This window comes from Variovorax sp. P1_H12_2 (genome assembly GCF_056405335.1).
The window spans coordinates 1-10,093 of the sequence record NZ_JBFUCI010000228.1 but is presented as its reverse complement, the minus strand read 5'-3'; the positions used below and the strand labels follow the sequence as shown (position 1 = coordinate 10,093).

The 10,093-nt window shown below is 66.4% G+C and carries 11 protein-coding genes; 5 read left to right on the top strand and 6 right to left on the bottom strand.

The features are described 5' to 3' along the window. The 4 genes from AC1D2K_RS21120 to rfbB form a co-directional block, all read right to left on the bottom strand. On the bottom strand, nt 1-762 hold a 762-nt coding region (locus AC1D2K_RS21120), incomplete at its 3' end, for a GDP-mannose 4,6-dehydratase (protein ID WP_478090787.1). A gap of 41 nt (nt 763-803) precedes the next feature. Beyond that, nucleotides 804-1,691, bottom strand: coding sequence for a glucose-1-phosphate thymidylyltransferase RfbA (gene rfbA / locus AC1D2K_RS21115; protein ID WP_478090786.1), 888 nt, complete (start codon nt 1,689-1,691; stop codon nt 804-806). Nucleotides 1,692-1,708: 17 nt separating this feature from the next. Continuing rightward, a complete protein-coding gene (gene rfbD, locus AC1D2K_RS21110) occupies nt 1,709-2,599 on the bottom strand; it encodes a dTDP-4-dehydrorhamnose reductase (protein ID WP_478090785.1) in 891 nt (296 codons plus the stop codon). Beyond that, nucleotides 2,596-3,675: a dTDP-glucose 4,6-dehydratase gene (rfbB, locus tag AC1D2K_RS21105; protein ID WP_478090784.1), complete on the bottom strand. Its 1,080-nt coding sequence runs from the start codon at nt 3,673-3,675 to the stop codon at nt 2,596-2,598. The genes rfbD and rfbB overlap by 4 nt, the downstream gene beginning before the upstream one ends. 161 nt (nt 3,676-3,836) lie before the next feature. On the opposite strand from rfbB, the gene AC1D2K_RS21100 reads away from it, so the two are divergent. The 4 genes from AC1D2K_RS21100 (at nt 3,837) to AC1D2K_RS21085 (ending at nt 6,249) form a co-directional block, all read left to right on the top strand. Then, nucleotides 3,837-4,292: a phasin family protein gene (locus AC1D2K_RS21100; protein WP_478090783.1), complete on the top strand. Its 456-nt coding sequence runs from the start codon at nt 3,837-3,839 to the stop codon at nt 4,290-4,292. 104 nt (nt 4,293-4,396) lie between these two features. Further along, on the top strand, nt 4,397-5,071 hold the full coding sequence (locus tag AC1D2K_RS21095) for a TetR/AcrR family transcriptional regulator (protein ID WP_478090782.1): 675 nt from the start codon (nt 4,397-4,399) through the stop codon (nt 5,069-5,071). A gap of 17 nt (nt 5,072-5,088) precedes the next feature. Further along, nucleotides 5,089-5,925, top strand: coding sequence for a hypothetical protein (locus AC1D2K_RS21090; RefSeq protein WP_478090781.1), 837 nt, complete (start codon nt 5,089-5,091; stop codon nt 5,923-5,925). 69 nt (nt 5,926-5,994) lie between these two features. Then, complete coding sequence (locus AC1D2K_RS21085; protein WP_478090780.1) at nt 5,995-6,249, top strand: acyl-CoA-binding protein; 255 nt, start codon at nt 5,995-5,997, stop codon at nt 6,247-6,249. Nucleotides 6,250-6,481: 232 nt separating this feature from the next. On the opposite strand, the gene AC1D2K_RS21080 is transcribed toward AC1D2K_RS21085, so the two are convergent. Both AC1D2K_RS21080 and AC1D2K_RS21075 read right to left on the bottom strand, forming a co-directional pair. Next, nucleotides 6,482-7,585 carry an aminopeptidase gene (locus tag AC1D2K_RS21080; protein ID WP_478090779.1) on the bottom strand — a complete coding sequence of 368 codons (1,104 nt, stop codon included), beginning with the start codon at nt 7,583-7,585 and terminating at the stop codon, nt 6,482-6,484. Next, nucleotides 7,582-9,642, bottom strand: coding sequence for a molybdopterin-containing oxidoreductase family protein (locus AC1D2K_RS21075; protein ID WP_478090778.1), 2,061 nt, complete (start codon nt 9,640-9,642; stop codon nt 7,582-7,584). The genes AC1D2K_RS21080 and AC1D2K_RS21075 overlap by 4 nt, the downstream gene beginning before the upstream one ends. 73 nt (nt 9,643-9,715) lie before the next feature. Between AC1D2K_RS21075 and AC1D2K_RS21070 the strand changes: the two genes are divergently transcribed. Continuing rightward, the coding region (locus AC1D2K_RS21070; protein ID WP_478090777.1) for an ABC transporter substrate-binding protein at nt 9,716-10,093 on the top strand (378 nt) is incomplete at its 3' end.

The window sequence follows — 10,093 nt, the reverse complement described above, 5'->3', positions numbered from 1 at the left end:
CGTGGAGCCCGTGCCCAGATTGATGGTTTCACCTTCGATCCCCGGCGTCACCGCGGCAGCAACAAAGCCAGCGACAGTGTCGGTGACGAATGTCATGTCGCGCTCCGGAGTCAGAGATCCAAGCTTGATCTCGTCCTGCGTCAGCGCCTGCGAAATGATGGTAGGAATGAAGGCTCTGGCTGATTGCCTCGGCCCGAACGTGTTGAAGGGCCGCAGCGTTACGACCCCGGTATCGAAAGACCGGTAGTAGCTTTCTGCCATCTTGTCGGCGCCGATCTTCGAAGCCGAATAGGGGGACTGGCCCTGCAGCGGGTGCGATTCGTCGATCGGAACACGCATCGCTGTTCCATAGACCTCCGACGTACTAGTGTGCACGACGCGGCGCACCGACAGCCGGCGTGCCGCCTCCAGAACATTCAGCGTTCCTTCGACATTCGTGCGGACATAGCTTCGCGGCGCCACGTACGAGTATGGAATTGCGATCAACGCGGCAAGATGGCAAACGGTGTCGATGCCTTGCATCGCATGAAAGACGAAATCTCCGTCGTCGATGTTCCCAGCCACGACGCGGAAGTTTCCCTTTATGTCGTCGGCAACGAATTCCAGATTTCCCCAACTGGAGGCAGAACCATAGCGAACCATCGCCGTAACGTCCGCGCCAGCGCGAACCAGCGCCTCAACGAGGTGACTGCCAATGAATCCGCCTGCGCCCGTAACCAGATACTTTTGGCCGGGGATGACACTATTTGAAGATGACTGCATAGCTTGTACTTGAGGTAAGAAAATCGTGGTGGCAGAAGTGTTCAGGAGCGGATCTTGTCGCTCAACAGGCGGTTGAGGTATTTCCCGTACCCATTCTTCTGAAGCGGCAGAGCCAGACTCGCCAACTGCTGGTCATCGATGAAGCCGTGCCGCCATGCAATCTCTTCGGGACAAGCAATCTTCAGACCTTGCCGATGCTCCAGCGTCGCAATGAACTGACTCGCTTCGAGCAAGCTTTCGTGCGTGCCCGTATCAAGCCATGCATAGCCGCGCTGCATGATCTGGACATTCAGCTTGCCGAGGTCCAGATAGGCTTGATTGACTGCAGTGATCTCCAGTTCACCGCGCGCGCTCGGCTTGACCGCCCGGGCAATGTCGATCACCCGACTGTCGTAAAAATAAAGCCCGGTCACCGCATAACTGCTCTTGGGTTCGACCGGCTTCTCCTCGATGCTGCTCGCCTTTCCATTCGCATCGAAGGCCACCACACCATAGCGTTCGGGATCTTGAACGTGGTACGCAAACACCGTCGCCCCGGTTGCGTTCGAGTCTGCATCGCTCAGCAGATTCTCGAGGTCGTGCCCGTAGAAGATGTTGTCCCCCAGCACCAGCGCACTCGGCGAATTCCCCACGAACTTGTCGCCGATGATGAAGGCCTGTGCCAGCCCGTCCGGACTCGGCTGCACCGCATACTGCAGATTGATGCCCCACTGGCTCCCATCGCCCAGCAACTGCTGGAATCGCGGCGTGTCTTGCGGCGTGCTGATGATCAGGATGTCGCGCATGCCACCCAGCATCAGCGTGCTCAACGGGTAGTAGATCATCGGCTTGTCGTACACCGGCAGGAGCTGCTTGCTCATCGCGAGTGTGGCCGGATGAAGCCGGGTGCCGGAGCCACCGGCCAGGATGATGCCTTTGCGTTGGGTCATTCTTTTGGATCGTGGAATTACAGGGTCTCGGCCAGCATGCGCGCCACGCCGACCTGCCAGTGCGGCAGCTTCAGCCCGAAAGCGGCTTGCAGCTTGTCGGTGTTCAGCCGGGAATTATGTGGGCGTACCGCCGGCGTGGGGAACGCGCTCGTCGGCACCGCCTCGACGGCTGCCGGCGATGCCTTCAGGGCCACGCCTGCCGTTTGCGCCTGTTGCAGGACGAACCGCGCATAGCCATGCCACGTCGTCTCGCCGCCAGCCACCAAGTGATAGAGCCCCGCCTTGGCCGGGTCGCTCAGCGTCGCCCGGATGGCATGGGCCGTGACATCGGCCAGCAACTCGGCGCCGGTCGGCGCGCCGAACTGGTCGTCGATCACGGTGAGCCGGTCTCGTTCCCTGGCCAGGCGCAGCATGGTCTTGGCGAAGTTCCCGCCGCGCGCCGCATAGACCCAGCTGGTGCGAAAGATCAGGTGGCGCGCGCAGTTCTGCGCGACCAGCCGATCGCCTTCGAGCTTGGTGCTGCCGTAAACGCTGAGCGGCCCGGTGGGGTCGTCCTCGCGCCAGGGCCTGCTGCCGCTGCCGTCGAAAACATAGTCGGTCGAGTAGTGCACCATCAGCGCGCCGATCTGCTGCGCCGCCTGCGCCACCACGCCGGGTGACGTCGCGTTCAGCTTGCGCGCGAACTCGGGCTCGCTCTCGGCCTTGTCGACCGCGGTGTGCGCGGCCGAATTCACGATCACGTCGGGCCGCACCTTCAGCACCGTCTCGGCCAATTGCTCCGGGTGGCTGAAATCGGCATGCAGATCGGTGCTGGCGGAGCCCAGCGCCACCAGTTCGCCCAGCGGCGCCAGACTGCGCTGCAGCTCCCAGCCCACCTGCCCGCTCTTGCCGAGCAGCAGGAGCTTCATGCCGCCGCCTTCGCGGGCGCAGCGTCGTACTGCTTCTGCACCCATTCGCGGTAAGCGCCGCTCTGCACGTTGCCCACCCACTCGCCGTTGGCCAGATACCACTCGACCGTCTTGCGGATGCCGGTATCGAAGGTCTCGGCCGGCTTCCAGCCCAGTTCGCGCTCGAGCTTGCGCGCATCGATCGCGTAGCGGCGGTCGTGCCCGGGGCGGTCGGTCACGTAGGTGATCTGCTCGCGGTAGCTCTTGCCGTCGGCGCGCGGACGCAGTTCGTCGAACAGCGCGCAGACCGTGTTGACGATCTCGATGTTGGGTTTCTCGTTCCAGCCGCCGACGTTGTAGGTTTCGCCGAGCCGGCCGGCCTCCAGCACGCGGCGGATCGCGCTGCAATGGTCCTTGACATAGAGCCAGTCGCGCACCTGCATGCCGTCGCCGTACACCGGCAGTGCTTTGCCGGCGAGCGCGTTGACGATCATCAGCGGGATGAGCTTTTCGGGGAAATGGAAGGGCCCGTAGTTGTTCGAGCAGTTGGTCGTGAGAACGGGCAGGCCGTAGGTGTGGTGCCAGGCCCGCACCAGATGGTCGCTGGCCGCCTTGCTGGCCGAGTAGGGGCTGTTGGGCTCGTACTTGTTCTCTTCGGTGAAGGCCGGATCGGTGGCCGAGAGCGACCCGTACACCTCGTCGGTCGAGACGTGAAGGAAGCGGAAAGCCGATTTCTGCTCCGCAGGGAGGGTGCCCCAGTAGCCCCGGACCGACTCGAGCAGCCGGAAGCTGCCGAGCACGTTGGTCTGGACGAAGTCTTCCGGGCCATGGATCGAACGGTCGACATGCGACTCGGCGGCGAAGTTGACGACGGCCCGAGGCTTGTGCTCGGCCAGCAACCGGCCGACCAGGGCGCTGTCGCCGATATCGCCCTGAACGAAGACGTGCCTGGCATTGCCCTTGAGGGACGCCAGCGTCTCGAGGTTGCCGGCGTAGGTCAGCTTGTCCAGATTAACGACGGCCTCGTTGCCTTGCGCAATCCAGTCGAGAACGAAATTGGCACCGATGAAGCCGGCGCCCCCGGTTACCAGGATCATTGAGGGTCCCTCGTTATTAGTCAGATGTACGAATGTCGCCTACCGGCGCGCGAACCGGGGATTATCCCATCTGTGAAAGTTTCCCTTCGAAGCTAGAACTTAGCCTCTACATCCGTCCCGACACCGCGGCTAGAGTCGCAGTGCCACACCAAGGATCACCCATGCCGACCCCAGACGACGAAAAGCCCACCGACCGCATCAAGGACTCCGCCCAGCAGATCTGGCTGGCCGGGCTCGGCGCCTTCGCCAAGATGCAGCAGGAAGGCAGCAAGGCCTTCGAAGCGCTCGTGAAGGACGGCGCGGGCGTGCAGAAGAAGACCCAGCAGGCCGCGGAAGAGACGCTGGCACAGGCCCAGGCGCGGATGGCCGGTTTCGCGAGCGAGTTCGGAACCAAGGCCGCGGGCAGCTGGGGCAAGCTCGAGAACATCTTCGAGGACCGGGTCGCTCGGGCCCTCGAGAAGCTCGGCGTGCCGTCGGCTCAGGAAGTCGAGGCGCTGCGGACCCGGGTGGAGGCGCTCGAGGCGCAGCTGAAACGTCAGGGCGGCGCTGGCGCCACCGCACGCGCAGCCATTCCCCGCAAACCCTCCCAACGACACAAGCCCGGCGACGCCAGCTGACCCCGAGCTGATTCCCTGGAAGGCACCCAGCAGGTGCCGCCCCCCTCCCCGCGCCCCTTGGACTTGCGCTAGAGTGTTCCAACGAGACAAACCGGGGCTACGACATGGCCAAGAAAGCGCCACGCCGAACTGCGCAACGCATCCTCGAAGCCGCACTTGACCTGTTCAACCGGTTCGGGGAACCGAACGTCTCGACCACCCTGGTGGCCGGCGAACTCAACATCAGCCCCGGCAATCTCTATTACCACTATCCCGCCAAGGACGAGCTGATCAACCGGCTCTACGAAGGCTACGAGACCGAGTTGCTGGAACTCCTGCACGCGAGCGAAGGCGTGCACGACGTGGAGGACGCCTGGTTCTTCATGCACAGCCTGTTCGAGCTGATCTGGCGCTACCGTTTCCTCTACCGGGACCTGAACGACCTGCTGAGCAAGAACCGGCATCTCGAAACCCAGTTCCAGCTGGTGCTCAAGCACAAGGTGCGCGCCATTCGCGTCCTGCTCGCCGGCCTGGGCCGCGCCGGGCACCTGGACATCGATGCGCGCGAGGTCGACACGCTGGCGCAGAGCATGGTGGTGGTGCTGACCTACTGGCTCAGCTACGAATACGTTCGCAACCCGCGCGAGGCGCTGGAGCCGGCCCACGCTCAGGGCGCCCTGCTGCGCGGCGCGCATCACACGCTGCATCTGCTGGCGCCCTACCTGGCGACGGAACAACGGCGGCATTTGCTGACGCTCAGCACCGCCTATGCCGGCGAAGATCAACCTGCGACGGCCTGACTTCTCATTTTTTTCGAATGAACCCACCGCACCTCGAACCGCTCTCGCTGCTGTCGCCCGCGGACCCCGACGCGGCCGGACCGTGGGCCTGGACCCGGCTGCCTTACCCCGATGCGCCCCGTTTCAGTGCCGCCGACCTGCACCTGCACTGGCCCCGGCTGCATGCGGGCCAGGGCGTCTCGCCGCCCGAGCAAGGCCCGCTGGCGGACGGCTGGGCGGCCTACCACAGCGGCGAGTTCGAGCGCGCCGCCGCCCTCGGCCTGGCGCACGGCCACGAGGGCCTGGCGCTCGCCAACCAGGCGACGGCCATCTACGCCAACTACCTCGAGCCCCGCGAATCCGTGCGGCTGGCGTTGTTCAAGCAGGTGGCCGAGCGCGCCACCGCGCAAATCGCCGCCGATCCCGACAACTGCCAGGCGCTCTATTGGCAGGCTTATGCGCTGGGACGCTACAGCCAGGGCATCAGCGTCGCACGGGCGCTGGCGCAGGGCCTGGGGACCAAGGTCAAGGGGGCGCTGGAGCACGTGATCGAGTTGCGGCCGCTGCATGCCGACGCCCATGTGGCACTGGCCGCCTTCCATGCCGAGGTGATCGACAAGGTCGGCTCGCTGGTCGGGCGCATGACCTACGGCGTTCGGACCGACACCGCGGTCGCGCTGTTCGAGCGCGGGCTCCAGCTCAACCCACACTCGGCCGGCGCGCTCATGGAATACGCCCGCGGCCTGCTAATGCTGCATGGCGACTCGCGCATGGGCGACGCAACCCGGCTCTACGAGAAGGCGGCCCGACTCGAACCGGCCGACGCACGCGAGAAGCTCGACGTCGAACTGGCGCGCGCGGGGTTGATCGACTGAACCTCTGGGTTTCTAAACGGCACCGTCACTTAAGATCGCGTTTCGTTCCCTTTCCAAGCCCCCGTTTTCATGTCCGACCTGAACACCCTGTTCGAAACCGCCCAAGCCAACTCCAAGCTGCTCGCAGAGCGCCCGGACAATCCCACCCTGCTGAAGATCTACGGCCTGTTCAAGCAGGCCACGGCCGGCGACAACAGCGAGAAAAAGCCCAGTTTCAGCGACATCGTGGCGCGTGCCAAGTGGGATGCCTGGACCGCGCGCAAGGGCCTCAGCCCCGACGAGGCGAAGCAACAGTACATCGACCTGATCGAATCACTGAGATAGGCTCGCCCCCAGGTCGGGCTCACTTCGTGTAGCCCTCCCACCCCCTGCCGGGGGCAACACCAGCGGCCCGGCGAAGCCGGTTCCGCGGTGGCACTGTTGCTCGCCCCCAGGTCGGGCTCACTTCGTGTAGCCCTCCCACCCCCTACCGGGGGCAACACCAGCGGCCCGGCAAAGCCGGTTCCGCGGTGTTTCACCAACGGGCCTGGCTGCGCCGGCCAACGGCGACTTGCGCTCAACGAAGGCTCGCTACGGGTTGCGCGGATGTCGTGAGCGCCTGTCGGCGCTCGGCCTGGGGTAGCTCGGCCAGCCGCCTGGCGGCGGCATAGAAGCGCGGCCAGTCCTCGCCTTCGCGCTCGAACAGCGCCTCGAAACCGGGCACCAGTTCGTCGTAGGCGGCCTGGGCGCCGAAGGTCGCGTTGTTGGCCCGCGCCACCCAGCCGTCGTAGGCGCCCTGGCGCGGACCGCTCCAGCCGGCACGCGACACCGCGTAACGCTGGCGGAAATCCTCCATCACGGACTTCTTCATGGCGTCGACCGCCGGCCAGTCCTGCGCCTTGGCTTCCCGGGAGGCATAGACCTTTTCCAGCGCACGCCGCGTTTCGGCCGTCAGCGCCCGGAACTGCTGGCGCCGGGCGTCGAACTGCGCGTACTCCACCCGCGCGGCTTCGGTGGCCTGGGTCTTGAGCCAGCGCGCGCCGCCGATACGCTCCACTGCGGTGGCGAAGGATTCGTTGAACATGGTGTCGTCGGGCACATACAGCACCTGGTGCGCGAGTTCGTGGAACACCAGGCGCGCCAGTTCGCCTTCCGGATAGCCGATGAAGGTCGACAGGAGCGGGTCGCCGCCGGCCCAGTTCATCCAGCCGAGGGTCGAGTACGCCGGCACCGGGTAGACCGCGGTTTCCAGGCCTCGCGCCTCCTGGGCAGCGGCCTCGCCCTTCGCGGCCGCCTCGTCGTAGTAGCCGCGATAGCCGACGCAGCCGGCGACCGGGAAGCACCAGGTCTTGAGCGTCAGCGAATGCGGCGGCGCGGCCACCACGTTCCAGAGCGCGGCGTTGCGGTGCAGGTCGGCATAGGACTTGTAGCTGGCGTTGTCGGGCAGGCCGAGCTCGGCCACCGCGAACTGGCGGATGCGCTGCGTGAGCGCCAGCTTGGTCTTGAGCGCCTCGGAGGTGGCCGGGTCTTCGAGCCACTGCGGCACCGGACGGGCGGCGCGCATGAGCCCCAGGTGGCCGCTGGCCGATTGCCAGTAGTAGCCGAGGTCGGCACAACCCGCCAGCAGCGCCGCAGCGGCGAGCACCGCCAGCGCCGCCGCGCCGCGCCGGCCGGGCCTCATGGCGTGACCGCTTCGGCGACGGCCTCGACCTCGACCAGGCAGTCGTAGAAGGTGGGCCCGCGCCCGATGTCGGTCAGCCGCTGGCTGGTGAGCTGGTTGACGTTGGTGCCGTCCAGCCCGAGCTTGCGCCACCAGATGCCCAGGCCGTGCACCACGCCCGGACGGGCGCGGCGCGAGACCTCGGCGCGGCAGCGGTGCTCGCCGCGCCGGTTGAAGACGCGCACCGTGGCGCCGTCGGCGATGCCGCGCGCCGCCGCGTCGGCTTCATGGATCTCGAGCAGGGGCTCGCCCTCGATCGCGCGCAGGCTGCGCACGTTGACGAAGCTCGAGTTGAGGAAGTTGCGCGCGGGCGGCGAGATCATCGCGAGCGGGAACGCCTTCGAACTGCCTGCCGGCTCGTAGTTGGGCACATGGTCGGGCAGTCCATCCTGGCCCGTCGCCGCCAGCCGCTCGCTGAAGAATTCGCAGCGCCCCGATGGCGTTGGAAAATTGCCTTCGGCGTAGGGCGCATCGGCCAGCTTGAGGCTCGTGAAGCCCTGCGCCTGCAACTGCCCGAAATCGACCACGTCGGCGGCGAAGGCGCTGCGGCAGATTGCCTCGTCGTCGTCCGAGAAGCAGGGTTCGTCGAAGCCCATGCGGCGGGCCAGCTCGCGGAATACCCAGGTGTTGCTGCGGGCCTGGCCGCGCGGCGCGATCGCCGGCCGGTTCAGCAGCACGTCGGTGTGGCCATAGCTGGTGTGGATGTCCCAGTGCTCGAGCTGCGTGGTGGCCGGCAGCACGTAGTCGGCGTAGTCGGCGGTATCGGTCTGGAACTGCTCCAGCACCACGGTGAAGAGATCCTCGCGGGCAAAGCCCGCCACCACCTTGCCCGAGTCGGGCGCGACCGCGACCGGGTTGCTGTTGTAGACGATCAGGGCCTCGATCGGATTCGCGGTGTCGGCGAGCGCGTCGCCGATCGTGCTCATGTTGATGGTCCGCGGCCGCCGGCCGGCCAGCAGGTCGGGCCGCTGCAGGGCCGCCCGGTTCACCGGGTACAGGCCCGAGCTGCTCAGCAGCAGGCCGCCGGCCCGATGGCGCCAGGCACCGACCAGTGCCGGCAGGCAGGCCACGGCGCGTGCCGCGTTGCCGCCGCCGCGCACGCGCTGCATGCCGTAGTTGAGGCGGATGGCGGCCGGTTGGGTGGTGCCGTAGGCGCGCGCCAGCGCCACGATTTGCGCCTCGGGCACCCCGCAGACCGCGGCAGCCCGGGCCGGTGGCCATTGCAGCGCGCGCTCGCGCAGCCGGTCCCAGCCCACGGTGTGGCGCTCGATGTAGTCGGGGTCGAGCCAGTCGTTCACGATCAGCTCGTGCATCAGGGCCAGCGCCAGCGCCGCGTCGGTGCCGGGCAGCAGCGCCACGTGCTCGTCGCACTTGTCGGCGGTCTCGGTCTTGCGCGGGTCGATGCACACCAGCCGCGCGCCGGCGCGCCTGGCGGCCTGGGCGTGGCGCCAGAAGTGCAGGTTGCTCGCGATCGAGTTGCTGCCCCAGATCAGGATCAGCTTCGCTTCCGCGAAGAACTCGACCCGCATGCCCACCTTTCCGCCCAACGTAAAGCTTAAGGCTTCACCCCCGGCGGTCGAGCAGATCGTGCGGTCCAGCAGGGACGCGCCGAGCTTGTGGAAAAAACGACGGTCCATCGATTCGCCCTGCACCAGACCCATGGTTCCGGCATAGCTGTAGGGCACAATCGTTTCGGGATTGTTACTTTTGAGCACCTGGAGACGGGCGGCGATGTCGTCGAGCGCCGCGTCCCAGCTCACCGGCTCGAAGCGGCCGCTGCCCTTCGGGCCCGAGCGCTTCAGAGGTTGCACGAGGCGCTCGGCATGGTCGTTGCGTTCGATGTAGCGCGAGACCTTGGTGCAGAGCACGCCCGCGGTGTGTCGATGCTCGGGATTGCCTTGCAGCTTGATGGCCACGCCGTCCTGCACGGTGGTGACGAGGGCGCAGGTGTCGGGGCAGTCGTGCGGGCAGGCGCCGAGCACCTGGGTCACGGGATTTGCAGGAGTGTGGAAAGTCATGATTCGACCGGGGCGAGGACCAACGGGCGAGTCTAGTTTGTACGCCGCGAACGCGGGCGAAGGGGTTTTCAGGATGATCCATCGCAGGCACTTTTCGATCGCCACCGGTGCCGCGGCGCTCGGCGGCTTCCGCTTCGCGCGGGCGCAGAGCGACAGCCCGATCGTGCTGGGCCAGTCGGCGCCCTTCAGCGGACCGGCGGCGCAGCTCGGCATCCAGTTCTACGAGGGCGCCAAGCTCTTCCTCGACCAGTACAACGCGCAGCCGGGCCACCGCGAGGTGCAGATCAGGTTCCTGGACGACGGCTACGAGCCCGATCGCTGCGCCGCCAACACGAAGAAGCTGATCGATGACGAGGCCTTCGCGCTGTTCGGCTACATCGGCACGCCGACCAGCCTGGCGGCGCTGCCGCTGGCGGTGAACGCGAAGATCCCGTTCGTTGCGCCCTTCACC

Excerpts from the sequence above, each read along its gene's own strand:
- rfbA (WP_478090786.1), bottom strand. The coding sequence starts at position 1,691 with ATGACCCAACGCAAAGGCATCATCCTGGCCGGTGGCTCCGGCACCCGG.
- rfbD (WP_478090785.1), bottom strand. The coding sequence starts at position 2,599 with ATGAAGCTCCTGCTGCTCGGCAAGAGCGGGCAGGTGGGCTGGGAGCTG.
- rfbB (WP_478090784.1), bottom strand. The coding sequence starts at position 3,675 with ATGATCCTGGTAACCGGGGGCGCCGGCTTCATCGGTGCCAATTTCGTT.
- AC1D2K_RS21100 (WP_478090783.1), top strand. The coding sequence starts at position 3,837 with ATGCCGACCCCAGACGACGAAAAGCCCACCGACCGCATCAAGGACTCC.
- AC1D2K_RS21095 (WP_478090782.1), top strand. The coding sequence starts at position 4,397 with ATGGCCAAGAAAGCGCCACGCCGAACTGCGCAACGCATCCTCGAAGCC.
- AC1D2K_RS21090 (WP_478090781.1), top strand. The coding sequence starts at position 5,089 with ATGAACCCACCGCACCTCGAACCGCTCTCGCTGCTGTCGCCCGCGGAC.
- AC1D2K_RS21085 (WP_478090780.1), top strand. The coding sequence starts at position 5,995 with ATGTCCGACCTGAACACCCTGTTCGAAACCGCCCAAGCCAACTCCAAG.
- AC1D2K_RS21080 (WP_478090779.1), bottom strand. The coding sequence starts at position 7,585 with ATGAGGCCCGGCCGGCGCGGCGCGGCGGCGCTGGCGGTGCTCGCCGCT.
- AC1D2K_RS21075 (WP_478090778.1), bottom strand. The coding sequence starts at position 9,642 with ATGACTTTCCACACTCCTGCAAATCCCGTGACCCAGGTGCTCGGCGCC.